Origin of the sequence: Microcoleus anatoxicus (genome assembly GCF_042465725.1) — a bacterium.
In the GTDB taxonomy this organism is placed as follows: domain Bacteria; phylum Cyanobacteriota; class Cyanobacteriia; order Cyanobacteriales; family Microcoleaceae; genus Microcoleus; species Microcoleus anatoxicus.
In genome coordinates this window covers 4,963,032-4,987,984 of sequence record NZ_CP120853.1, presented here as the reverse complement: position 1 = coordinate 4,987,984, position 24,953 = coordinate 4,963,032, and the positions used below count along the sequence as shown (strand labels likewise).

General features: G+C 44.6%; 18 protein-coding genes. 6 read left to right on the top strand and 12 right to left on the bottom strand.

Translation table 11 applies throughout. The annotated features are described in order from the left end of the window. Window positions 1–45: 45 nt before the first annotated feature. The 6 genes from P2A85_RS21595 to P2A85_RS21570 all read right to left on the bottom strand — a co-directional run bounded on the left by P2A85_RS21595 (window position 46) and on the right by P2A85_RS21570 (window position 6,426). Window positions 46–756: a M15 family metallopeptidase gene (locus tag P2A85_RS21595; RefSeq protein WP_377475428.1), complete on the bottom strand. Its 711-nt coding sequence runs from the start codon at window positions 754–756 to the stop codon at window positions 46–48. A gap of 90 nt (window positions 757–846) precedes the next feature. Further along, window positions 847–3,201: a GumC family protein gene (locus P2A85_RS21590; protein ID WP_377475426.1), complete on the bottom strand. Its 2,355-nt coding sequence runs from the start codon at window positions 3,199–3,201 to the stop codon at window positions 847–849. A 538-nt stretch (window positions 3,202–3,739) separates the two neighbouring features. Continuing rightward, entirely contained in the window at window positions 3,740–4,402 is a 663-nt protein-coding gene (locus P2A85_RS21585) for a class I SAM-dependent methyltransferase (RefSeq protein ID WP_377481623.1), read from the bottom strand. Window positions 4,403–4,514: 112 nt separating this feature from the next. Then, a complete protein-coding gene (locus tag P2A85_RS21580) occupies window positions 4,515–5,228 on the bottom strand; it encodes a GUN4 domain-containing protein (protein WP_340523649.1) in 714 nt (237 codons plus the stop codon). A 227-nt stretch (window positions 5,229–5,455) separates the two neighbouring features. Beyond that, a complete protein-coding gene (locus P2A85_RS21575) occupies window positions 5,456–6,028 on the bottom strand; it encodes a hypothetical protein (RefSeq protein ID WP_340523647.1) in 573 nt (190 codons plus the stop codon). Window positions 6,029–6,249: 221 nt separating this feature from the next. After that, window positions 6,250–6,426 (bottom strand): hypothetical protein, encoded by a 177-nt coding sequence (locus P2A85_RS21570; RefSeq protein ID WP_377475425.1) that lies wholly within the window; start codon window positions 6,424–6,426, stop codon window positions 6,250–6,252. 842 nt (window positions 6,427–7,268) lie between these two features. On the opposite strand from P2A85_RS21570, the gene P2A85_RS21565 reads away from it, so the two are divergent. From P2A85_RS21565 to aroF, 5 genes are all read left to right on the top strand, one after another. Then, window positions 7,269–9,905, top strand: coding sequence for an AAA-like domain-containing protein (locus P2A85_RS21565; protein ID WP_377475424.1), 2,637 nt, complete (start codon window positions 7,269–7,271; stop codon window positions 9,903–9,905). A 147-nt stretch (window positions 9,906–10,052) separates the two neighbouring features. After that, complete coding sequence (gene ruvA / locus P2A85_RS21560; protein ID WP_377475423.1) at window positions 10,053–10,676, top strand: Holliday junction branch migration protein RuvA; 624 nt, start codon at window positions 10,053–10,055, stop codon at window positions 10,674–10,676. A gap of 181 nt (window positions 10,677–10,857) precedes the next feature. Beyond that, on the top strand, window positions 10,858–11,127 hold the full coding sequence (gene rpsO, locus P2A85_RS21555) for a 30S ribosomal protein S15 (RefSeq protein WP_340523640.1): 270 nt from the start codon (window positions 10,858–10,860) through the stop codon (window positions 11,125–11,127). Window positions 11,128–11,396: 269 nt separating this feature from the next. Beyond that, a complete protein-coding gene (locus tag P2A85_RS21550; protein ID WP_377475422.1) occupies window positions 11,397–11,873 on the top strand; it encodes a PAM68 family protein in 477 nt (158 codons plus the stop codon). Between the two features lie 346 nt (window positions 11,874–12,219). Further along, a complete protein-coding gene (aroF, locus tag P2A85_RS21545; RefSeq protein ID WP_340523636.1) occupies window positions 12,220–13,278 on the top strand; it encodes a 3-deoxy-7-phosphoheptulonate synthase in 1,059 nt (352 codons plus the stop codon). A 95-nt stretch (window positions 13,279–13,373) separates the two neighbouring features. Here the strand turns inward: aroF and P2A85_RS21540 are convergent, their stop codons facing one another. Continuing rightward, window positions 13,374–14,435, bottom strand: coding sequence for a TIGR03032 family protein (locus tag P2A85_RS21540; protein WP_377475421.1), 1,062 nt, complete (start codon window positions 14,433–14,435; stop codon window positions 13,374–13,376). 77 nt (window positions 14,436–14,512) lie between these two features. Then, a complete protein-coding gene (locus P2A85_RS21535; RefSeq protein WP_377475419.1) occupies window positions 14,513–15,478 on the bottom strand; it encodes an Rpn family recombination-promoting nuclease/putative transposase in 966 nt (321 codons plus the stop codon). A 345-nt stretch (window positions 15,479–15,823) separates the two neighbouring features. Between P2A85_RS21535 and P2A85_RS21530 the strand changes: the two genes are divergently transcribed. Beyond that, on the top strand, window positions 15,824–16,225 hold the full coding sequence (locus P2A85_RS21530) for a hypothetical protein (protein WP_377475418.1): 402 nt from the start codon (window positions 15,824–15,826) through the stop codon (window positions 16,223–16,225). A gap of 105 nt (window positions 16,226–16,330) precedes the next feature. Here the strand turns inward: P2A85_RS21530 and cruG are convergent, their stop codons facing one another. The 4 genes from cruG to P2A85_RS21510 form a co-directional block, all read right to left on the bottom strand. Continuing rightward, window positions 16,331–17,503 (bottom strand): 2'-O-glycosyltransferase CruG, encoded by a 1,173-nt coding sequence (cruG, locus tag P2A85_RS21525; protein WP_377475417.1) that lies wholly within the window; start codon window positions 17,501–17,503, stop codon window positions 16,331–16,333. Between the two features lie 153 nt (window positions 17,504–17,656). Beyond that, window positions 17,657–18,601, bottom strand: coding sequence for a gamma-carotene 1'-hydroxylase CruF (cruF, locus tag P2A85_RS21520; RefSeq protein ID WP_377475415.1), 945 nt, complete (start codon window positions 18,599–18,601; stop codon window positions 17,657–17,659). Window positions 18,602–18,858: 257 nt separating this feature from the next. Continuing rightward, the gene (locus tag P2A85_RS21515; RefSeq protein WP_377475413.1) at window positions 18,859–21,474 is read right to left on the bottom strand and encodes a CHAT domain-containing protein; all 2,616 of its coding nucleotides are present in this window, start codon (window positions 21,472–21,474) and stop codon (window positions 18,859–18,861) included. 71 nt (window positions 21,475–21,545) lie between these two features. Further along, on the bottom strand, window positions 21,546–24,653 hold the full coding sequence (locus P2A85_RS21510) for a filamentous hemagglutinin N-terminal domain-containing protein (RefSeq protein WP_377475412.1): 3,108 nt from the start codon (window positions 24,651–24,653) through the stop codon (window positions 21,546–21,548). Window positions 24,654–24,953: the final 300 nt, after the last annotated feature.

The following is a 24,953-nucleotide window of genomic DNA, read 5'->3' as shown; positions in this document are numbered from 1 at the left end:
AAAATCACAGCCACCGTCAATACCTTGAGGAACTTCTTCCTTCCCTTAATAACGGCCGTATCGGGCGACAAATTGTTTGTCCCCCTGTTGTTCAGCCATGGACCAAGCCCACATCTGATCTCCCAAGGAAAAATGCCACCACTCGTGAGGATGCTGTCGAAAACCAGCAGCAATCATCGCATTTTTTAATATTTGTCTCCGACAATGAAATGCTTGTTCGGCTGGCTCATTACTGCTAGCAAAATAATCAGGATAAGAACGTTCTGATATTTCATCGATGGGAGAACCCATGTCAATTGGCAGGTTTTGGCGATCGACTAAAGTCACATCTAAGGCTGCACCCGTACTATGGGGTGGCGGTGTAGCGCGATCGAGACTCGGTACCGCCCAAAATTGATACACTTGCTCTAGAATTACTTGTCTTTTGTCTTCGGAAACTGGCAATTCATAGCCTTGAGCTTTGGCAATTTCAGCAAAAGTAAAATCCACCATAAACTGCTGCACTTCCACTGGTCTATAAGCATCAAATATCAGAATTCGCCAATCAGGATAATCTTGCTGCAACCGTTTTTGAGCCACCATCAAACAATCTATAACTCCTTGGCGTAGATAGTAAGGAGAATCAACTTTGCTTTCCTGATAAGGAGCCCCTAATTTTTGATAGGGATGTGGCTGTTCCAAAGCAAATATGTCAGCCGGAATTGCCACTAAAGCTTCTCCGCATTCATCGATCGCTATTTGCTGATATGGTTTCATAAACTGAGGTATACCCTAAATTTGACATTTAATCTTTTCTACTCAATATCACAACTCCCGAATCATTGGTGAGTCAAACCAGCATCCAACTCACTCTTTTTTAGGAGCTAATTTAGGCAGACTGGTAGGGACTGGGGTAAAATTCAAATATTGATTTTTATCTGCCAGTACAGGTGCTTTTGAAGCTTGATATTTTTTGGATTTACCAATATGATTGGCAACGGTTCCTAAACAAGGAATACCAAAGTTTTCTAATTGAGCGAAAACTTTCTTCACTACAGAATTCTTAACCTTGAGAATTGATACCACCATCAGTATGCCATCAGTCCGTGCCGCCAAAAAATTAGCATCTTTACTCTCAACCAGCGGGGGCGTATCGTAGATCACCAAGTCAAATATCCCATTAAATTCTGCCATTAAATACTGCATCTGAGACGAAGCCAGCAGTCTGGAAGTGCCCGGTTGAGGAATCCCCGCAGTTAGTACAAACAAATTATCCGCTACAGGCGATCGTTGAATCGCTTCCTTAAATTCAATTTTATTTTGCAACAAATCGCTCAATCCCTTTGCATTGGGCAAACTTAACAGCAAATCAAGACTGGGATCGTGCAAATTTGCATCTACTAACAGCACTCGCTGACCTGCTAGCGCGGCCACATGAGCTAAATTGAAAGCGATGATAGATTTGCCTTCCCCCGCTGTAGCCGAACCGATGACCAAAGAGGCGATCGCCCGATGGGAAGACAGAAAGCGAATGTTAGTATAAAGAGAGTCAAAAGCTTCTATAAATTCCGCAGCATTTTTTTTATACTTATTCTCCTTGTTTTCCAGAACCTCATAGGCATTTGCAATAGACGGATAGAAATTTTTAGCAGTTTTGTTGACAGGAATTACACCCAACAAAGGGGAATCGACTGCATCTTTAACATCGTCAGCACCGTAAAATGTATTCTGTATTTTTTCGATGATTATCGCCAGCACCAGACCCAAAACTAGCCCCCCAAGCACCCCCATCATTAATTTATTGGTATTTTTAGATGCCACAGGAATCATCTTCCCATCAGGATCTCGCGGTATTTGAGGCTCAGAAATTATTTCCCAAGGTACTTGACTTTGAGCCGCTTGCACCCGTAGCGTTTCCCGTTGAGTCAAAAGTTGATCCCGCGTGCGCGCAGCTATATCTAGTTGCTGTTGCAGTTCGTTGTAGCGTCTGGCTACGGTAGGAAATTCTTTTGCTTGTCGATCCAAATTGTTTCTTGTCTGCGTAATCGCTTGATTGCGAGCCTCTAAAACTTGAACTTGGTTAGCAGTATCAACCAATTGCTTAATCAAGCCAATACGAATGGAATTCTGGAAATTTTGAACTTTAGAATTAGCCTGAGTTCCTACTAAATTTTGACCCAAAATTCTGTCAGTTTGCTTATTTAGTAATGCTATTAAATTTGCCCGCTTCCGCTCTAAAGCTTCCACTATCGGATTCGCCGACTTAAACCGAGCTGTTTCTACCGCAATCTGACCTTCTACTTCCTTAACCTTTGTCAGCAGCTCTTTGTATTGAGGTTCTTCGCTTAAAGCTGACGCTGCAATAGCTTCATTTGGTGTAAAATCCAATTGTTTTTGCAAGTTTGCATACAGAATCTTCTGCTCTTCTAGCAGCCTTTGGGTTTCTAGTTGTAAGGTTTCTATATTCCGAACTTGCTGGATCAATTGCGCTCCTTGTTCTTTCGGATCGGCGATCCTTTGCTGCTGTTGGATAATCTGCAACTCCGACTTTAAATCGTTGACGCGCTTGTTAAGTCCTGGAAGCTGGTCTTCAATAAATTTAACACCTTCACCAATGCGACTTTTGCGTTCGTCAAGACTGTACTTTAAATATTTCTTTTTAGTTGCTTGTAAAACCACTTCCACTAACTTAGGATCTTGACCCAAGAATCTCACTTCCAAAATTTTAGTTTTATTGAGTTCAGTATCTCCAAGGCGCAATACTAGCAATCCTTGTTTGAGAAGCTCTTCAGTAAATTTGGGATCGTGCTTTTTGACTTGTTTGGTAATCTCTGAGAGCATTTGAGGACTCTTGAGAATTTCCAGTTGAGTTGCGTAATCAAGACTAAAAAAATCTCGACTCGGCACTCCGCCTTCGCGATTCGCCAAGGCAGAGGGATCGGCAATCCTAGCTTCGGTTGTTACCGGTTCCACTAACATCCGAAAATCACCTTGATAGGTTTTCTTGCTACCTTTTATCTGGTAGACTATGCCACCACTTGCTAGGGCTACAATCCCAATAATTATCAAGGCTTTCCGTTGAAAAGTCCTCAAGATCGGGGCTATATTCAAAGATTTTTGAGGCTTTTCGCCTGACTCTTCTCCTTCCTCAGCGGAGAATTGCTGCACCGGTCTGGTTTGGGTGCTAATTTCTGCGATATTAGGGTCTTGTTCTGTTTCCATGTTGACCTCTTTATATTTGGCTACTAAAAATAATCGCTTATGCGCATCTTCCGATTGACAGTTTCACCCTTTGCTTAACGATATCACATGAAATTCTTGGTTTGCCAATACAACTTAGCTTACTTCTAATCATTATCAATGTTGACACATTGTACTGTTACTCATAGACAATAGGTAGAATTTATTTTTTGTTTTAATATAAAATATATTACCCTCTCCCAAAACTCCCAAATTCTTTGGTCAACAGCTTGATGAGTGTGGTAACTCAACTGTAAATCACTCAATAATCCAGGGTGACATCATTGGTAATAGGTAATTGGTAATAGGTAATTAGTAATGCCCTATACTTCGACAACGCTAGAGCCCAAGTGCCCCATTACCCATTACCGATTACCGATTACCTAGTACCCACCTAACTGAGAAAGGCTATATATTTTGAAGTCTAACCCCCTGGAAGGTAAAATATTCCAGTGTTTTTCATTTTTAAGTTGACAGTGGAAATTTAATTCCCCTACCAGGAAAACTCGACTTCAATATCCTAAGATTGGCGGTAAGCAACTACAGCATAAAAAGGATCGCCACTTCCTATTCCCAGCATTTTCATGAAACTCGGTAAATTGGACTGCTTACAAATTATTTCCGGTTTGCTAAATCCGGGTATATTCGCTCCTTTGACAGCATCAAAGTAACTCTTTACCAATTCTACCCGATCGCCCTCGGAACCTTCTCGCCAAGCAGCAATTGCTTTTTGATAAAACATCCGGTTAGAAAAACTGATAATTGCTACACCACCCGGTTTCAAAATGCGGTGAATCTCCGCAAAAATCAGATCGGGGTGTTGCAAATACTGTACCGAAACGCAGTTGACAACAGCATCAAACTCGCCATCCGCTAGCGACAATTGGGGATTTGCATTCAAATTCTGGACAAAATAATGGTTCAGCCTCGAATTTTTTGCCAACTCTTCTTGATTCATGCCATGCCCCTCAACATGGGCAAACTCGATTTCATCTGGCAAATGAGAAACCCAACTACTCATCATATCGAAGATTCGAGTATGCGGCTTCAACCGCTCCCGATACAACTCCGTTAATTGCTGAATAAATCCCTCGTCAACATGAGTCACAAACCGGGGATAAGCATAGAATAAGTTGTCGTCGGTGTCGTCTAACTTGGTTCGTCGATCGTCTGGAAGTAACATAGATTCAGATATCAGGAAGAATGAAGAATGCAGAATGCCTTGGGGTAAAAGCGATCGAGAATCACTTAAATGTCGCAAAGGTTGCTACATCCACAAACAAACTCGTTTTTCATCATTTCAACCAAGCCCGATGAGCCATCAAAGCCGAAAAAGGCTGCACGCCCCGCAACTGATTAGACAGCGGCAAATGACCCCTAGGCGCGCTCAAATCCCAAATAAACTCTTGGGGATACCTAGTCCAATTATTCCCCTTCTTCCAGCCAATTAGGGGCCACAACTTATCCCAATTTTTACCCGAACTTAGCCAAATTTCCCGTTGCACCGAAAAGCCGAATTTGCCTTCAGAATGAACCTTCCACAGTGTATTGATTGTTTGTAAATCTGCCACGGGCAAACTTTCCACCTGGGTAAAATACAGCCACTTTCTTGCCGAAGCTGTTTCCCCCGCCAATTCACAAAGTTTATCTAAAGTCAAGCGATCGGCTTCTTGAAATTCCTGTAGCGCCAATAATTGTTGCAGTGGAGTGTAATCAATATTCGAGTCCGATCGCAGTGGCACAACCCCTGTGGGAAAATGCGCTTGCAAAAACTCCGTCGCTCTCGGAGAATTAGCACTATACAAAATTTGGTAAGCCTTACCCATTACTGCCGTCGGTTCATCCGACTTGCGTTCTAATAAAAATTCCATCAATACATCCCAACTGGAATCTGCCATCTGTTGCAGAAATTGCAGTTGAGTTTTTTCCGAACCCGACCTCAACAGAGAGCGGAGTTCGGCTGATACAGCCGCCGAGTCTAATGGAGAAGTAGAAATCGAGTCAGTCATGAGAAACAATCAGCTATCAGCTATCAGCTATTAGCTGAAGCCCTGGTTTTCCCCCATTGTACAATGGTACTGACTCCGATTCACTTCTATCTGTTGGGATGTCCCCGCCCCAAAGGGGCAGGAACATCCGAGTTCCCCCACAGTCATCAGGAATGGGAACAAACAAAAATAAATTAAGGATCGACATCTGACGATCGACGATCCGATTTAAAACTGTTTTCTGGAGCCTAATCGTCCACTACCGAAGCCCACGCAGAGAACGAAGGCGGAAAATAGTTGATATCATATCCCGCAAGTTCCCACTCTTTCACCCACAGAGGCACCACCCCTGGGCAGGGAGTAGCCGAAAATTGACGTTCCTTAACCTCGATCGAATGAAATAACTGTTTTAAAGTATCTCCCCGATCCAAAGCCTCGCTGAGGATGTCATCCAAATCAGGATCGACTCGCTTAACCCGGTTGTTGTCCTCTTCAGTCCACAGCAGTTTCAAAGACTTCAAATCCCTAGGACTGAGGATGCTCTTGTAATACACGCGCTTCAGGGCTGCTACAGGCTCCAAACTGCGTTCGATCCGGCGAATTTGCTCAACTCGCAGGTAATGCCATTGGGCCAAAAGCTTCCGTTCCGATGGCGGGAGTACCCCCTTACCGCTAGCGTGCTGATAGTCATACTTCACCAAACTGCAAGCCATATTCGCCAGCAAGTGAATCAGCTCTTTTTCTTTGGGTGTAGCTTGACGCCGTTCCTGGGTTCTGGTCAATACCCGCTGTCTGCGAGTAGTCACGAGTGTGTTTTCCATTGGGTTTTTATGAAATTAAATAGGATCGAAGCCAAAACTGATTGGCCTGAAAATCAGAAGCTAGCTCAGTTGAGAGATGGGGAAAATCTATCCCAAGACTGGCCTCATCTTTTGATTTTCCCACTCACACCTGCAATTTAGGTAGACTGATAGCAGGATGAAGTCTCAACCGCCTCCAACAGGTAGTACACAACAGGCATAACCTCATCCCTTACAAGTTCCTATCCTTTTCCTGTTTTTACCTCTTCTTGCTCCCCATCCTCATTCGTTCCAGTGTAATGGAAGTCGGGATAAGTCTCCAAAGCCCCACAACTGGGAACAAATTTTCCAGCAGCAAGACCAGCCACACTGGGGCTACCTAGATCGAGTACGCCTAAAACTAAGATGCTGTATTTCATTTTCGATGACCCTGATTTGCGTAGATTGACACTTTTTGGCAACTCCAACCAGCCACAAGTGGGTTGATGCAATAGCCCACTTGCCTTTGGAGAAATCTGCCTGTCATAATCAATTCAGACAGGCACACCCTGAGCGATCGGTCGCGCCGGAAGTGACGTGTTAGTAGTATCCACGATCATCCACCAACCCGAATATTTTGGGTAGTGGAGCTTATGCCATCAGGGCCACGATCTATCAGGGAGTTATGCCATCAGGGTGCTAATCCATCGGGTAGTTAATCCATCAGGGCGCATCTTTTACCTGGATGAAATTTCATGCGATCTAAGTCAACTTAAAAAAACGCAGATTAACGATATCTCCCACTCAAGCAGTCCTCAGCAACAAGCTGGGGTTTTTTATTGCCAGCTATGACAGAGCCAGTATTTTCCGTAGAAAGGTACTGGGCCTGAAGGCCAAGGTAGCTGAAAGCAGAAACTTAAAGGTTATAAGTTTCCCCGATCGCATTATACCACCGACTGAATTTTAAAGTATTATTGTAAAACAATGTAAACACACAGTCTAAATACAAAGCTATGTGGGGATTCTCGATCGCGTCCCAGTAAAAATCAACATACTTATAATGTCAACCAGTATAAATAACCACAACGGGTCGGACGACGATCGCTCCATGGGAAGATTTCCTATTGCAAAGATACAGTAAAGATTGAAAATAACCACGATAATTAGTAGATAATGGAGTAATAGAAACCCCAAGTTTCAACGAAATCAACAGGCAAATAACTGGAATTTGTAACCCTTCAATCGGACAAAATAGAGGTGAACCGTCTTGATCGATCAGCAGGTGACAACCGAAATAAACACAACTTATCAATATCAAGTAGGAGGATATCTCCCCGTCAGCGCCCCCACCTATGTCAAGCGGCCCGCAGACGAAGAACTCTACAAACAACTCCTAGACAGGAACTTCTGCTATGTCCTCAGTCCGCCACAAACCGGAAAGTCCAGCCTACTGCTGCAAACCGGGAAAAAACTGCAAGCAGAAGGTACATTGATTGCAGCAGTTAACTTGAAAACCATCAGCAATCCCAATATCACCCCGCAAAAGTGGTATGGGGGAATTATGTATCGCCTAGCCAGCAGTTTTAACCTCACAAATAGGTTTGATGCTCTCAAATGGTGGAACGACCGCGAACTACTCTCACCGGTACAGCGATTAGAGATATTTATCGAAAAAGTTCTGTTAAAATCACTTAAAAATCAACAAAACATCGTAATTCTCCTCGATGACATAGATAGTATTAACAATTTAAATTTCAGTGTTAAAGATTTTTTTGCTTTAATTCTAAATTGTTACAGTAAGCGTACCCATCAACAAGAATACGAGCGTATTACTTTTGCCATGATGGGAATAACCCTACCCTCACAACTAATCGAAGACACCAAGTGCAACCCGTTTAACATAGCACGATCAATTCATTTAGACCGATTGGAATTACAGGAAACTTTCCCCCTCGCCAAAGGACTAGCGGTCAAAGCATTTAGACCTCAAAAAGTGCTCCAAGCCATATTATATTGGACTGGTGGTCAACCGTTTTTGACTCAAAAGCTTTGCTGGTTGGTAGTTGAGTATGGCTCTTTTATTGGCAGAAATTGCGAAATAAAAGAAATTGAAAAATTAGCAAAAATTAGAATTATAAAAAACTGGGAAGATTGGGACAAGCCAGAACATTTAACTGCAATTCGCCGAGGCATTTTCCATAACTCCTGCGACAGCAGTAGATTGTTAGGGTTGTACCAGCAAATTTTGCAAACCCCCGCTTCTGAAAAATCAGGGGAAACCGAGGGAGTAGCTGCGGATTCATCTCCCGAACAAATCGAATTACAAAAATTAGGGTTGGTTGTCAAAGATTCTCGGAATAAACTAGCAGTAGCCAACCGGATTTATGAATCAGTATTCAATGTTTTTTGGGTAGAAAAAGAGTTAGGGAATCTGGCTCCCTACAAAGCATCACTCACAGCATGGCTGGCTTCCGAACGTCAAGATAAGTCCCAACTATTGACGGGGAAAAGTTTGCAAGCAGCCTTAGAGTGGGCCGCCAATAAAAAACTAAGTCCAGAACACTATAGCTTCTTACATCCCGATCGAGATTTACCGGAAAAACCAGCAGTGGTTTTGGCACCAATTTCCGAAACGATTACAGAAAGTAGTATTGTCAACCCAGCACCCCTAGAGACTGTTCCAGCTACCCGCGACGAGCAGAAACTGTACAACCACATACTATCCTGCGTCCAAACAGAATCGCCGCTACAGGTGATAGAGCGTTTCCGACAGCTATTTATAGATGGTATGGGCTATCCCGATCCAGACATAGAAGCAACTTTGTATAGTATAGTCTCTCTAAAGCGATCGGAACAGGAGTTTAAATACATCCTCCACCGCTGCTGTTACATCCCCATCAACCGATGGCAATTGAATTCCCAATACAAATTGGCGATCGCAAATTTGGTAGGTCTATTTAAGCAAACTTCACCCAGATTTGGGATGGATTTTTACATAGTCAAGTGCTTGCAGCGTCAAATAAATTTATTTACTAAAAGTGAAGAATTTGTCAATTTAGAACGCTTGGTAAAAGCTGTAGAACTAGGCTCGCAACTTCAGCAAAAACAGACTCACACTACCTTGGGAGAAATAATTTTTCGATATCCTTATTTATACGGTTATTCTCTGTTGAGCAAGGAAAGCATTGCAGAAGAACAGCAAACAATCCAACGACTGCAATCTCAAAGACAACAGCAATTTGAAACCGACTTATCTCTTTATTTAAACTATTTAGTTGCGCCGGGACAGACCGAAATTGGGATTGTAAACCCCGCAACCAATCCCACGCTTTTGAACGATGCAGAATTACATTTAGCAGTCCGGGAATTTGCAGGAAAGGTGAGTGGCGATCGCACTTACAAAGAGTCGGCTCAGTTATTCTTAAGACAGGCCAGAAATACTCGCTCCTATCAATCATTTAAAGTGGATTTGTATGAATATTTAATCTCAGCGGTGGAACCTGAATACGGCCGGCGTCAATTCAGCGGTCGTTTGTACAAATACATCAAAAACACCCTCCGTGAAAATGATTCTGTGAAATTAAATAATTTGTTATTAGTTCAGACTTGTCATGAATTATTCAATTTTTTAGTAGTGGAAAACGAACACCATCCTAGCCACTACATTTTTTATGACTTAGTTTACAATCTAGGTCCCAGCAGAACCATGGGTTTACTGCTGAAATTGGTACTACTTTCTGGTAAAGTTAAGCCTGATTTGGAAAAGCGATTTTCTATTTTATTCAATCACTATGAAAGGAAAGGCGCTGATGAAATCCTGTGGTTTATCAAATCTTTGGAAAACTTAAATGTCGCTTTTGTGGTGAATTTTGGGAAACCAGATTTGTCTGTCGTTAAACGGAATTTGATTTTGAATTGAAATAACGGTATATAGCCTGTCGAGTTCTCATAGGAGGTACGATGGAGAATTGGTAAACCGATTACCGATTACCGATTACCGATTACCGATTACCGATTACCGATTACCGATTACCCACCTAACTGAGAAAGGGTATATTATTTTTTTATGATTAGCTATCTCAAAGGCACTGTCGCCGACATCACCAAAGGCAGTAATCGCCTCATCCTGACTCTCGAAGTCAATCAAATTGGCTATGAAATCCAAATTTTGCCCCGCGTGACTGGTCAATTACCTCCCTCCGGGGAAATTGCCCAAATCTTTACTCATCAACAAGTTAAAGAAGACCAAATCGTGTTATACGGTTTTGGTAGTGCCACCGAACGAGATTTATTTCGACTGTTAACCAGTGTGAGTGGGGTGGGTGCTCAACTGGCGATCGCACTTTTAGATACCCTAGGATTGCCAGATTTAGTCCAAGCCATCGTCGGCGGCAATACCCGCATCCTCGCCAAAACCCCAGGCGTCGGCACCAAAACCGCAGAACGTTTAGCCCTGGAACTTAAAAGTAAACTTTCACAATGGCGACAACAGGAAGGTTTGACCACCTCCGTCGCCGCCGGAGTACCTGCGGCTATTCAAGAAGAAGTGGAAATGGTGTTGCTGGCGATGGGTTACACCGCGGCCGAAGTCTTGCAAGCGCTGCAAACCCTGAGTCAGGATAGTAATTTAGCAAAAAAAAGTAATGCCGATGATTGGATCAAAGAGGCCATTACTTATTTGAGCCGATAAATCTCAAGAAACCGGGTTTTTCATCAGTATTTAAGACTGGACGTGCAGTATTTTCGGAAAAAACCCGGTTTCTGCCTCGATGACTAATCTCGCAAGTGCGATCGCAAATTTGCTCGTTTGTGGTTCCCCTGTGATATAATCAGGGATTGTGAGATAGTACAAAAAAACCTAAAATCAATTCATGGCTCTTACACAACAACGCAAGCAAGAAATCATGGGCGACTACCAAACCCATGAAACCGATACCGGATCGCCAGATGTTCAAGTCGCAATGCTGACCGATCGCATCAGCAAACTCAGCGCCCACCTCAAAATCAACCAAAAAGACTTCGCTTCTCGCCGCGGTTTGATGATGATGATCGGCCGTCGCAAGCGCCTGCTGGCTTACCTGCAAAAGGAAAATGTCGATCGCTACAAAGCATTGATTGCCCGTCTAGGCATCCGCGGCTAAACACCAAAGCCCAAATTTGCGACAATATTCATTAGTCATCTCGATAAAAGTCAGTCAAGGGCAGGCCCCATGCCTACCCCACAAGAGTTTTGGGAGATGTCTACTGAATAAATGTCCGAAATTTAAAGTTGGAAACATTAGGAACCGCCAAGACGATTAGGAGCAATTAATAGGTTCTGAATCGCTGAAAATATTACTATAACGGCATTTCCCTTCTTACTTCTTCCTTCTTCCTTCTTCCTTCTTCCTTCTTCCTTCTGCTATAAAATATGTCCTCCGAACCACCCCGCCAGCGCCTCCCCTTTGAACCGGCAAAAAATCGTAAAAAAACCCCTAAAAAACCCGCCCAAGCGCAACAAACAAACGCAGCATTAGAACTAAATCCTGCCGATAAGCAGCCCAAAGCCAGCCAAACGAAAAAACAGGACCCATCTATCCCAGAAGTGGTCAGCAAGCGCATGATATCCCGCATAGCGGTATTTTGTGGTGTACCGACACTCTTGGGAATTTCGACATTTTTTGTGAGCTATTTGATAGTCAGCAAAGGCTTGTTTGATTTACCAAACACAGCCGTATTGTTAGTAAGTATGGGTTGTTTTGGTTTGGGTGTACTAGGATTGAGTTACGGAGTCCTGTCGGCTTCCTGGGATGAAGAAATTTCAGGAAGCGTTATGGGTTGGGAAGAATTTAATACCAATTTTGGACGGATGCGAGAAGGATGGCGATCGGCTAAATCAAAAAATTAGTTATTAGTCATTAGTCATTAGTCAGTAGTCATTAGTCATTGGTCATTAGTTATTAGTCATTAGTCAGTAGTCAGTAGTCATTAGTCAGTAGTCAGTAGTCAGTAGTCATTAGTCATTAGTCAGTAGTCAGTAGTCATTAGTCAGTAGTCAGTAGTCAGTAGTCATTAGTCATTAGTCAGTAGTCAGTAGTCATTAGTCAGTAGTCAGTAGTCATTAGTTAACAGTTAACAGTTAACAGCCAACAGTTAACAGTTAACAGTTAACAGTTAACAGTCAACCAGTTAACAGCCAACAGTCAATCCGTGTCATAATCCGTGTTTAGCCCAAGAGAGAAGGCCAAAGAAATATGATTATTGTAATGAAAGCCGGTACTCCAGAAGCCGAGATCGATCGCCTAGACGAAGAACTCCGCACCAACTGGGGTTTGTCCCCAGAAAAAATAGTGGGACGCTACAAAGTTGTCATCGGTTTGGTAGGTGACACCGCTGAGCTCGAACCGATGCAGCTTCGGGAAATGAGCACCTCGATTGAGGAAGTATTGCGAGTGGAAAAACCCTACAAGCGGGCTTGCTTGGAATATCGCCAAGGAGAACCAAGCGCCGTTGAAGTGGCTACTCCCCTGGGAACTGTGACGATCGGCTTGAATCACCCGATCGCGATCGTAGCAGGCCCTTGTTCCGTCGAAAACGAAGAAATGATTGTCGAAACGGCAATGCGCGTTAAAGCTGCTGGTGCTCATTTTCTGCGTGGTGGAGCTTACAAACCGAGAACTTCTCCCTACGCTTTCCAAGGACACGGCGAGAGTGCTTTGGGGCTGTTAGCCGCGGCGCGGGAAGCTAGCGGTTTGGGAATTATTACCGAAGTTATGGATGCGGCGGACTTAAGTGCGATCGTGGAAGTAGCCGATGTAGTTCAAGTCGGGGCCAGAAATATGCAAAATTTCTCCCTATTGAAAAAAGTCGGAGCACAAGACAAACCAGTTTTGTTGAAGCGTGGTATTTCTGCAACTATTGAAGAATGGTTGATGGCTGCTGAGTATATCATGGCAGCGGGCAATCCCAACGTGATTTTGTGCGAGCGCGGCATTCGCGGCTATGACCGGCAATATACGCGAAATACGCTAGATTTGTCTGCGGTTCCTGTGTTGCGAACTCTGACTCACTTACCAATTATGGTTGACCCCAGTCACGGCACCGGTTGGGCCCAGTTTGTTCCTTCCATGGCCTTTGCTTCCATCGCCTCTGGTACTGATTCCCTGATGATTGAAGTGCACCCGAATCCCAAAAAAGCTTTGTCTGACGGGCCACAATCTTTGACACCGGATCAGTTCGACAAGTTGATGGAAGAATTGGCGGTAATTGGGAAAGTCATGAAACGTTGGCCGCAAGTACCTGCTTTAGTGTAGGTTATTGAGTTAATAAGGGCGATCGCTATTAGAGCCCGGACTTCCTCAAGAAGTTCGGGCTTTAGCTATGTTGGATTCATCCCATCCATCAGCGGTTAAAGTTCCAAAGTAATTAACTGAGCAATTTCATCCGTCTGAAAACCCAAAGCCATCGGCTTTTGCACTCCCTCAATCACCTGCACATCATAGAGTTCCGTGACAATCCCTTCAAACCGCAACCAATGAACGATCGCCCCTGTATTCAAATCTATCACCATCATCCCACACCGAGCCTCAGCATCCTTTGCTACCAACAACTCATCCAATTCTAAACCGCTAAAAGTATTGTCACCGCCCCTCGGTTTCGACAAGCCAACAATCGCCCAATTTTGCCAAAAAGCCAGCCCTCGTAAATAGCCGGGACAAAACGCGATCGCCTGAAATTTCCCTGTCTCTAAATCCACATAACCCAATTCCCCTCTACCAGAATTCAACAACCACAATTTATCCTGATACCAGCGAGGAGAATGCGGCATTGACAATCCCGTAACAATAATATCATTAGATGCGACATCAATCACGATACCGCCGTTTTTTCGGCGATCGCGCCAACCATCCACCACATCCGACTGACTCGACGCCGTGACATATTTCGCCTCCCCATCCACCATCGCCAAACCGTTCAGGTGACAGCGGTCTTCATTGATATACTGTGAAATAAACGGCGGTTTCCATAAAGGTTTGCAACTGTGGCGATCGCTCAAAGTAGCGATACAATTAAACAACGTACTAATAAAGATGATTTGATTATTTTTATCGACAGCGATATCGTGAATGTCGATATCTCCTGTGGTGTGGGCGATGCGAGGGACGTAAAGGCGATCGTAACCTTGATGTTGTCCACCCTCCGCCAGCACATTATCTAATTGCCAAAGTTGATATTTTGAACTTAAATAAAGGCGTTCCGGCGTGGAAAAAAGTCCCATTGCGCGATCGAATATTCGCCAAAAAGCCGAGATTCTGTTGGTTTCTGGCGCAGCACCGATTAACATTAACCTGCTAGTTTGATAGGTAGTACAAGCAAGGCTGATTTGTTGAGAGGTTAACCAAGAGGGAAAATCGCGATCGCCAAAAATCTCGTGTTCGTGTACAGTATTGAAATTTGTGTCGTTATTCATAGAATCTGAAGACATATACTTAATCTATCCAAAATTTAACGCTATAACTGGCAATCTGGGCATCACCTCAGTTATGCTCAATCAGGGCAATTAGTTTCTAACCAACTGGATAAATCAGCGACATTCGATATATCGAAAATAGCCTCACCTAACGCCGATAATTGTTCTGATGATAGCATTGACAAACGGTCTTCTATCTCTTGATTTAGTTCGCCTAACCGCCGTTGTAATTGGCGTTTAATCAGATTTATTTGACCTCTTTGTTCACCAATTTGTTCGCCAATTTGTATGCCTTCAATTCGCCCTTCAGTTCGTCCTTCAGTTCGTCCTTGGGCCTTACCCAACTCGATCGCACCTATTCGTTCTCGTTCAAACTGTTCCCGATTTTCCAAATCATCTATTTCCTCTAAACTGAGATTTACGCGATCGGCGATCGTAAAAGCCTTCTCAATTTCCGGTACAATTGACATAGATGCTGGGATCACTTCTAAATCCGGTGCTTTGCGTAAAAAATAAAGCCATTTATCCGTAACATTCGTCAATTCTTCTAGAGTTTTATTAAATTTTGGCAACTCCACAAACACTAATTTTAACGGACTATGCTGATAATTCAGTAGTAACTCATCTTCCTTAAGTGTAAATTGTGAAATCACTTTACTATGTTCCTGAAACATGATAAAATCTGTCACAGCTACACCTATGGCGGCTCTCAATTCTGGATAAACCTCCCCTAATTTCAATTGATTTACATACATTTTTGCCGTGTTGTAAAGAATCCTTTTCCCAAAAGCAGGTACATTAAGTGCCTGCATTTCAATTAACACATTTTCCCCATTATTCAGTTGAGCTTTCACATCAAAGTAAGTCGTCTTTAAACCTGAAATTCTACCCGGTGCGTAGGAATCGATAATTTCCAAAGAAGTGATGAAAGTCTCACCTTGATAGACAATTGCATTCAGGAAACTAATTAAAATATCTTGGCTTTGATCCGAACCAAAGATTTTTTTAAAGGCGTAGTCAGTTTTGGGGTTTATGAATTTCATGGTGTTACCGGGAAATTATTATTATTAATTTTAATAGATGTCAAGTCGCGGCGGGAGACGCTGCTGCCGAATTTCTCCAAAACTTCACGCCTATGCAGGCACTTAGCCAGGATAGCAGTTTGTCGAAGAAAGGTAATGCTGAGGATTGGATTCGAGAGGCGATCGCGTATTTGAGCCGATAAATGGGATGGTAGGGGAAAGCATTAGGGTAAATTTGTTAGTTTTAGCTATTGACTAATTGCAAATTGTATGTTGCAAAGTCAATTGTTAGCAAGTGTAAAGTTTCTGTAAAGGCGGCGACATCCCTAATATTTCCAAGCCACTGACGCTACTAATGGCGCTGAATTGTGGAAAAGCGATGGCACCGCAGCGGGTACGGTTCTCTTTATAGTTATCAATAATGTTGATGTTACCGCACCAACTGTTGCCTTAACATCAACTTCAGCAACAACAGTAACTGGTTTATTTAGCGTCCTTTACGGAGATTTGGGAAATGATAGTTTGATTGGCGGTAGCGGTAACGATATCTTTGTCTTAAAATCAGGTCAAGGATTTGACACTATCGGTGATTTTACCGTGGGTCAAGATTTGATAGGATTATCTGGTGGTTTGAGTTTTAGCCAATTGGCAATCAGTCAAAATACTCAGGGAACTCTCATCAAAAATGTCTTGACAGGACAGGAGTTAGGTGTGATGGTTGGAGTGAGTGCTAATGGGATAACATCTGCTAATTTCCGGTTGATTTAAGGAAATAATGAAAAGTGCGATCGCCCCCTTGGTAAAATAAGGGCGATCGCACTTCTACTAATTTTGATGCTACCAATTTTGAAAAATCCAGCAAAAATTGAATGATTATTCATACTTGCGGCCGCGCCACTGAGTAGGCTGATTCAAGGCAGAAATCAGAATCCGCAAAAATGCTAACGGATCGGCTAAAGGTGACAGCCAAAACAGCCATTTACCCGATGCTTGAGTTGTATCGTATGAAGGAGCGATCGCCAAACACAAAGCCGATCGCACCGCCACCAAAAATACATTCAATCCCAACAGCCAACCGTAGGGAAACACCGCCACAGGCGATCGCCAACCAAACAGCAAATAGCACAACAAAATCAATATCGGCAAACCTTGAACTGCAAACAACAGCCACAAATCGCCCCAAATTTGAGCCCTAGAAGCAGCATCCTTCAAATCGAGCGATCGCCCCCACTCATTCCAAGTCTCCATCGCCCCCTCATACATCCGCACCTGCAACACCTTAGCCCCGTCCAAAAAGCCCACCTTAAAGCCCTTAGCAGCCGCATAGCGAGCCAGAGTCACATCATCGCAAAAGGAACCCCTAGCAGACTCGTAGCCGTCCAATGCCACCAAAACCTCGCGCCGACACAAAAAACATTGACCGTTGGCCATCACCAATTCCGGTACATCTCCACCAGTCCCGGTCGGTCCGAACCGATAAACCAATGTCATCAACAGCGCAGGTTGCAGCCACAATTCCCCTGGATACTTGAGAATAAACTGCGGCGATAATGAAATTAAATCATAATTTTTGGCGATCGCCGTTTTGAGCAAACTTGCAATCAAACCCGGATGCGGCACAGTATCAGCATCTATCCCCAAAATCCACTCACACTTGTGGGAACTTGCCAAAAAACCAGTGTGTAAAGCCCAAGGACGCCCCACCCAACCAGCCGGTAGTGGGTCATCATTAATGACGCGAAACCGGGGGTCTTTTGCTGCTGCGGTTTTAACTAAATCTGCGGTGCCGTCAACGGAATAGCTATCAACCACAATAACTTCTCGGAGTTCGTAACTTTGGTTGGTTAATCCATCTAAACAAGGCGAAATGCGATCGGCTTCATTCAAAGTCGGGACAACTACTGTACAAGCACCAAGCAAATCCAGTGTCGGCGATGCCGGTTCTAGGGGCGGGATGCGCGAGGGGCCTTTGATTAAGCGTGACATCAGAATTGCCACGGCGGGTAATTGCAGCAGCAGGAGTGTGAAAGACAAGAGATTGGGCATAGGGCATAGGGCATTGGGCATCGGGCATCGGGCATATATAGCAGTCTATACGGTCACTGAGCGTAGTCGAAGTGTCGAGGGCATCGAAACCGTCAAATGACCCTTCGACTCCGCTCAGGGGACTGCAACTGTCAACTGTCAACAAAATTGATATTACTTGCGTACAGCACCAACTGGCTGAGGTGGAATTTCCGTTTTGAGAGCGGATTTATCCAAAGACGCTGCAATCGTGTCTGTGGCATTGCCGATCGCGGGTTTCGCCATCGAACTTAAGACGATCGCCGGCACTACACCCAGAAACACAGCTAGCATGGTTGGGAACCAGAACCGAGAATCCAAAGAAGTTACAGTAATAATTGCTCCGAAAGCAAAATTTACCACATACACAATTAAGGGCAAACCCATTTCTGAGCGCTCCAAATGAATCGGAGTTTTTCTCCAGAAAAAAGCAGCTACAGACATAAACAGCGCTCCCGTACCCATCCATCCCGCCAAATTGCGGTAAGGCATCCCGAAGAAAGCTCCAAGTTCCTCAAACTCCCAAAAAGGCACAGAAGTCTGACTCATCGCCGGATCTAGTACAAAATCCCATGCTGTTAGTAGCACAGCACCAAGGGCGATCGCCCCAAGCTGACGCACCCAGTTGAGTTCCCCTTTACCAGAGCTCAATCCAGCGCGAGCAATCACATAACAAACCATTCCCAGATAAAACCACGACAGCGGGATTGTAAACGGCACCAACCCTGCAATTTTGTAGCCCAAACCGCTCAAATAGTGGTAGTGGCCGAAGGGAAAACCTGTACTCGTACCCAATAACTCACTACCCAAAGATAAAAATACCGAAGGCAGTAAAAAAGTGAGAGTAGCACCTAAGCCCAAGGTCCGATAGGCATAGAGAGCAACCGCTGCTGCACCAAAAATGATATAAACTACTCCACCTCCAGCCATCCCCCACTGGAACAAAGTTTGCCCAGCCGGAGGCAAACTCATCACCAATTCGGGCCTGGGTAAAATCAGTAGTAACCCTGCCAATCCAAAAGCCATCGATAAAACATGGGCAATCAGGCAGATGCGCTCAGCAATTAAAAGTTGCTTCATAGAAATCCTCGGAAAAATATCAAATGCGTCAAGCACTTTTAACAGTTTACAAACTTTAACAAAAAACTAAGCGTATTTGAGTTAGTTGGCAGTTGGCAGTTGACAGTTGACGGTTGACGGCGGTGCCCTGAGCGGAGTCGAAGGGTTGACGGTTGTCAGTTGACCCTTCGACTACGCTCAGGGTGCAGCAGTTGATGCCCGATGCCCGATGCCCCATGCCCGATGCCCAATTCCCAATTCCCGATGCCCATCTTAGATTATTGCCAATTCCCCACAAGTACAAAAGGTGCCCAGAAATAGGGATTTTTATACCGTGGGTTGTTGAGCAGGCTTAATTGAGCATTGCGGAGAGCTTCCACTTTGCTAATTTTAGGCAAAGCCAGTTGCCGATAGAACTCAGCCATAAATATAGCAGTAGATTCGTCGTTGACTTGCCAAAGAGTCGCCACAGTGCTGCGGGCACCCGATCGAATTGCAGCCCCAGCCAAACCTAAAGTCGCGCGACTATCCCCCGAAGCAGTTTCGCAAGCACTCAACACCAAAAGTTCGATCGCCTGTTGTTTTTGGGCACTGCGCGATCGCAACAGTCGATCGAACTCCTTGACATTCACTTTCTGGTCCCAAGTCACAATAAAAGTATCCGCTGCATTGGAACTAAACTGTCCATGAGTTGCCAAATGCACGATCGGGTAGGACACCTCTTTAATTCGAGCTTGCAACTTACCGCTCACAAACTCTTGATTCAGTAGTCGAGTTGCTGGCATCTGAGCTGCAATTAGCTGAATTTCCTCACTCACCCCCGGCAAAGCCGAGAAGCCTTGACGAGCTTCTGAGAGGGCAGCCGTCAGCACTTTTAACTTGACGGTGCTCAGAGGTTTGGGAGCAAGCAATTGCAGTCCCGGCGCCAGAGCAATGCTGTATTTTTCCAGCAGAAAGCTTTCGCCGTCATGGAGAATCGCCATCGGCAAATTTCGCAAATAGCCATCCAGTACAAATACTAAAGTTTTAATCCCGCTAGCAGTCAAATCCGCCTCCGCAGGGCGGATTAACCAGTCATAAACTTGTTGAACAGGCCGCAACCTATCTCGCGGAAAAGCAGCAGGTCTGATGACATTTTTAGCTTCTCTGAAAGCAGTTTCCAAATCTGCCTGAGATTTTTTAGTGCTGTAGCGACGCAGGGGTTTACCAGGAATAGACAAAATCACCTCCAAACGATCGCTCAAAATAATCGGATAAATCACCGCCGCCCTAGGATCGATTTCCTCGATCGACTTTGGTTTAGCATCAGCACAAGCATCGCGGAAAAAGTTATCCAATTCTGCCAACTGCAAAGATTCAACCGTTTGGCGAGCCAGCTTTAACTTATCTTGACTGGGAGATTCCTCTTGCAACAAAAGTTCGACTAATTGGCGATAAACCGGTTCGGCACTTTCGCGAAACGAAAATTGCACTTCTGGATTAACCGTCACCAAATCTCCCCGCAGAGAAGACAGTACATTCACAGCTTGAGTATATTGGGCGATCGCCCCTTCCAGATTGCCCTGGGCTTTGCGAATCCGTCCGAGTTGCCACAATAATTGATAAGCAATATCAGGAGACTGAAACGCCGGCACTAAACTCAAAGCTTGAATTGTCATAGTTTCAGCTAGAGAATACTGGTGCTGGAGTTCGTACACCTTCCCACGAGTTCCCAGAATATAAGCTTGTATCCGCTTATCGCCCAAACGGTTTGCCGGTTCCAAAGCGGCTTTGAGCATTTTGTCAATATCGCTCAAACCCGGAGTCGCGATCGGAAACCGATCCAATTTGAGCAAACTTTCTGCCAGATTAATTCGAGCATAAAGTCCGGCGCGATTCCACGACAATCCATCGACTTGAGGTTGGATCGATCGCCACAAAATCCCTGCTTCCGACCAATTTTCGCGCTCTACCAACAGACTCAACTGGTTCAACTTTGCCTGCATCCCTAGGGGCGATGCCCCCGCACTTCTATTTGCCGATCGAGCATAATACGAAAGAGCCGATCGCTCGCTATTAGCCCGCTCTTGAGGGCTTAAACCAGGTATATTACTTTTAGCCCGTTCCGTATTACCAAGATTAAGAGCGATTTGAGCCTCCTCTTGTCTGAGTCCCAACTTTTCTGCCCCTTCAAGTCCTACTAAAAGAATCTCCTGCGATCGATCTAGTTTTCCCAAAACCCGCAGCACCCTACCTAAAGCATTAATTCCCCGAATATTTTCCGCCGAAATCCGCTGATTTTTCAAACTTGCCAAACTGGCACTTGAAACCTCACAAGTTGTGTGTTCCAACTTAAAAGAATCCAACAAAACTTTGCAAGCTCTCGGATAAAGTCCCAGAGTTTCCCAAGCCCTACTTTGATTAATATGAATTTGAAACAACTGGTCTTTAGCCTGAATTTCATCAAAAATTTTAGCAGATTCAGTCCAAATATCGATCGCCTCCTGAGTCCGTCCCCGTTCCAGTTGCAATTGTCCTTGAATATTCAGACTTTGACCCAAAATCCCCTGCTGTTCCATGGTTTTCGGCAACTGACGCACCAGTGACAAACTCGCATTAATAGCAACTTCAGCCTGCTCCCAGTCATTAAGTTGTCCAAAAGTTGCAGCCAAATTGCTCAAAGCCGTAGCTCGATCCAGATTTTGTCCTTTCGCCTCAAACACCACCACAGCTTGCTGTAACAGTGGCACAACCTGGGAAAACCTTTCCGAATCATAAAAACTGCGAGCTTGTTGAACAAGCTGCATCGCATCTTTCGGCTGAACTTGAGCAACAGCAGGAGGAATGGCAATTGCCAGCAAACAAGAAATTAAAAATAACAAAATTGCTTGACGGAGCGATCGAGTAAATGTCATAGGTAATTGTTAATTGTTAATTGGTAATTTGCGTAAATTAACGTCAATCTGCCGTAGAAGAAAACATACTTTCAACGTGGTATACAAACAGGATTCTGCCGAAGAATCCGTGAAGTGGTATTTGCAGAATTGTACCCAACAAGCATCACATCCCCTTGAGAATTCATCACCCAACCTTGCGCCGGAACAATTTCATTCCCCCCTTTGTTCCCTTCTTCATTCCCCCCTTGAGGGGGGTAGGGGGAGCTGATTCTCCCTTCTTCATTCCCCCCTTGGGGGGGGTAGGGGGGGGTAATTCTCCCTTCTTCATTCCCCCCTTGGGGGGGGTAGGGGGGGGTAATTCTGGCGTCAGGATTCCCCCCTTGGGGGGGGTAGGGGGGGGTAATTCTCCCTTCTTCATTCCCCCCTTGGGGGGGGTAGGGGGGGGTTCTTTTTCCTTGAGGGGAGTTGGGGGGAGTTCTACTTCCTTGAGTAAAATCCACCCATGCAAACGGCACAGATTCGCTGCTGAGAGTATCATTAGGACTAGGTGGCACACCCCCTTTACCAGTCACAATAAACTCGTTCTGGGCCCCTTGGAGACAGGGATTAGTAGCAATTAACTGCGACGGATTGGTAATATTTTGCGGCAATTCCACCAACCCTTGAGCAGGATTCACCCCAGAAGAACTAAATGTGACAGTCCCTTGCAAAGCCGGACCTCCAGTTTGGGAAATAGCCGCAATGTCGCTAGTAGAAATCAAGGAAGTAGGGCTTACCTGTAACTGTGCAAATTGAGCATCTGTCAACCCCAAACTGCCTCTAACCTCTTCCCGGCCCACAGCCCTAAATCCCAAGACAGTGGGTACGTTGACATTCACACGGCCACCTTGAGCTGTGCGAGCATTAGCCGTGATATCGCTATTTTCCCCTGGGAGAGCCACTAGAATGTCGCCTCGGAGGTTAATGTTACCGCCCTCGGAAGTACCCGCATCGGTAGTAATTCGGCTACCACGTCGCAACCGGATGCTTTGTGCTTGTAGGTTAATATTCGCTCCCGTACCAGAGACAGTAGTACCATCAATACGGCCTTTGTTATCAAGAGAAATTGAATCTGCTACCACATTGATATTACCAGCCCGTCCAGTTCCCCTAGCCAAAACCGTCACCGTCGCTCCATCCCGCACGCTCAATTGGCGGGTATTGAGATTCACCGAACCCGCATTTGCTGTCGCCTCGGCATTATTACCAAACACTTTACCCACTGAAGCATCTATTTCACTAATGAATAGACCGTTATTGCCACTACCAACTACTTCGATGCGATCGGCATTAATCGTAATATCACCCACATTTCCCACACCCAAAGAACTCGTAGAAATTATCCCCCCATCCCGCACCGTCAACCTCGGCGTATCAACCCGGATATTCCCGCCCCGACTCGAACTCAAAGTTGCGGAAGTGAAGGCACTAGCATTTTGATTCCCGCTAGTCAAAAGCTGAGAAATCCCTGAAATTTCCACTGATTCACTCGCCCTAACTCTTAAATTTCCAGCGGGACCGCCATTTCTGGAAAACAGAAACCTGCCCACTAATACACCCGTTCCCAAGGTGAAAGCAGAGCCATCTGAAAGACTCAATCGCTTGGTGTCAACATTAATATCTCCTGCATTTCCATTAGCACCGATACTCAAAGTGCTGATTCCCGTTGATACAGCAGTTCTGGGTCCAGTGTTGGACAATTCTACAGATTCCCTAGCTTTCACATTAATATTTCCCGATCGCCCATCACTATAACTCGTGCTACCCAGCAGAGAACCATCACGCATAATTAACCTTTCAACATCAAGATTAATACTTCCTCCTGCACCGGTACTATCTTTAGCTGTGGCGTTGTTAACTCCAGAACCTACCATCTCAAAAGTATTGGCACGGATATTGAGATTGCCGCCACTTCCAGCACCAAGGGTGATGCCACTACCGGTGAGGCCATTACGCATTAGCAGCCTACCAGTATCAATGGTAATAATGCCCCCAGCTCCACTACCCGAAGTACCATTAAACAAAGCAAATTGTGGGTCAAAGGGGTCTACAGTTCCTGATATTAAATACTTAATTACAACCTGTTGATAACCCTCTACTCCCAGTCCGCTCATCTCTACTGAATCCCTAGCAAAGAAGTTGATATTTCCCCCCGCACCATTTCCTAGGGTGAGGGTAGAAATTTGCGTCCCATCCTTGATTTGCAAATTTTGGGAATTAATATCGATGCCTCTACTATCAATATTGCCCAGTGTCAGCCCATAAATTCGAGAATTAGCGATGGTGATATTGCCACCTCTGATATCAATTTTACCGCCTCCCAGTCCGCTAGTATTAATCAGGCTACCTGCGGATATGTTGATGTTACCAAAATTTTGAATATTGTCATAATTAAAACTTAGACCCAAGGGAGTTGAACCAAAATTAACTAAACCGGAATTGGCAACACTACCGAGGACTATTTGTCCGTTGTTAGCTGTTAAGATACCACTATTAACGTGGATATCGCCACCAATTAAGGCTAAGGTTTGACCGGGGTCTACGGCTAAACCGACTTGATTGGTAATCGGAATTGGGAGCGACGAAGCTGGTAGCTGGTTTACTACTCCAGTCGCTGTTGATTGGTTGACAATTGTACCGGGGTTATCTCGAAATCTCAAGCCGACGGGAATATTTACCGTTAATAGTGGCGATATTTGTGGTTTCGTACTGCTGAATTCAAAACCGTTATTAAATACTATACTTTCAGCAGTTGAACCGATAAATGAACCCCGTAAATCTAACCGAGCGTTAGGACCGAAGACAATTCCTTTTGGGTTAATTAAAAATAAGTTGGCGTTTCCCTGGACTCCTAAGGTGCCTAAAATATTGGAGGAATTGTTGCCGGTGACGCGGGTGAAAATATTAGTAATGCCTTTGGGGTTGGTAAAATAAGCTCCCCTGCCTTCACGGATGTTGAATTCTCGGAAACTGTGAAAGAGATTTGAGCCTCGTGTTGCGCCGCCTTCAATGCGATCGCTGGGTAAGTTATCGATCGTATCGGAAACTGCGCGCGAACTTTCAGAACCTAAACTGTTGTCTGGGATGATTTGAGCGAAGGTTTTTGAGGGAAATAGCAGTAAGCAAATAAAAACTAGGGCGGAAGATAGGCGAAACATAGCTGAAATCCTTTTAGATTATAATATAAATACTATAGTTTCTAATTTTATCAGAAAAATCAAACAAGAATTGAACATCAATATCGAACTAGCTTCCCCACAGGATTTATATCAATTCCGGTTGTATCGTCAGGTGATTTAACCGCGAAGGCGCTAAGGACGCGAAGAAAGAGAAGAGAGAGTTTAATAATTCCAATGAAGAGAGGATTTGATATTATTACCTTCACTTCCGGGCTGGCGTGACAGGATCGTCTTCATTTCCCCTCTCTTAATCCTGATGTGCCCAGAAGCAAAGTTGAG

Coding starts and splice junctions, on each gene's coding strand:
- P2A85_RS21595 (WP_377475428.1), bottom strand. CDS start 756: ATGAAACCATATCAGCAAATAGCGATCGATGAATGCGGAGAAGCTTTA.
- P2A85_RS21590 (WP_377475426.1), bottom strand. CDS start 3,201: ATGGAAACAGAACAAGACCCTAATATCGCAGAAATTAGCACCCAAACC.
- P2A85_RS21585 (WP_377481623.1), bottom strand. CDS start 4,402: ATGTTACTTCCAGACGATCGACGAACCAAGTTAGACGACACCGACGAC.
- P2A85_RS21580 (WP_340523649.1), bottom strand. CDS start 5,228: ATGACTGACTCGATTTCTACTTCTCCATTAGACTCGGCGGCTGTATCA.
- P2A85_RS21575 (WP_340523647.1), bottom strand. CDS start 6,028: ATGGAAAACACACTCGTGACTACTCGCAGACAGCGGGTATTGACCAGA.
- P2A85_RS21570 (WP_377475425.1), bottom strand. CDS start 6,426: ATGAAATACAGCATCTTAGTTTTAGGCGTACTCGATCTAGGTAGCCCC.
- ruvA (WP_377475423.1), top strand. CDS start 10,053: ATGATTAGCTATCTCAAAGGCACTGTCGCCGACATCACCAAAGGCAGT.
- rpsO (WP_340523640.1), top strand. CDS start 10,858: ATGGCTCTTACACAACAACGCAAGCAAGAAATCATGGGCGACTACCAA.
- P2A85_RS21550 (WP_377475422.1), top strand. CDS start 11,397: ATGTCCTCCGAACCACCCCGCCAGCGCCTCCCCTTTGAACCGGCAAAA.
- aroF (WP_340523636.1), top strand. CDS start 12,220: ATGATTATTGTAATGAAAGCCGGTACTCCAGAAGCCGAGATCGATCGC.
- P2A85_RS21540 (WP_377475421.1), bottom strand. CDS start 14,435: ATGAATAACGACACAAATTTCAATACTGTACACGAACACGAGATTTTT.
- P2A85_RS21535 (WP_377475419.1), bottom strand. CDS start 15,478: ATGAAATTCATAAACCCCAAAACTGACTACGCCTTTAAAAAAATCTTT.
- cruG (WP_377475417.1), bottom strand. CDS start 17,503: ATGCCCAATCTCTTGTCTTTCACACTCCTGCTGCTGCAATTACCCGCC.
- cruF (WP_377475415.1), bottom strand. CDS start 18,601: ATGAAGCAACTTTTAATTGCTGAGCGCATCTGCCTGATTGCCCATGTT.
- P2A85_RS21515 (WP_377475413.1), bottom strand. CDS start 21,474: ATGACATTTACTCGATCGCTCCGTCAAGCAATTTTGTTATTTTTAATT.
- P2A85_RS21510 (WP_377475412.1), bottom strand. CDS start 24,653: ATGTTTCGCCTATCTTCCGCCCTAGTTTTTATTTGCTTACTGCTATTT.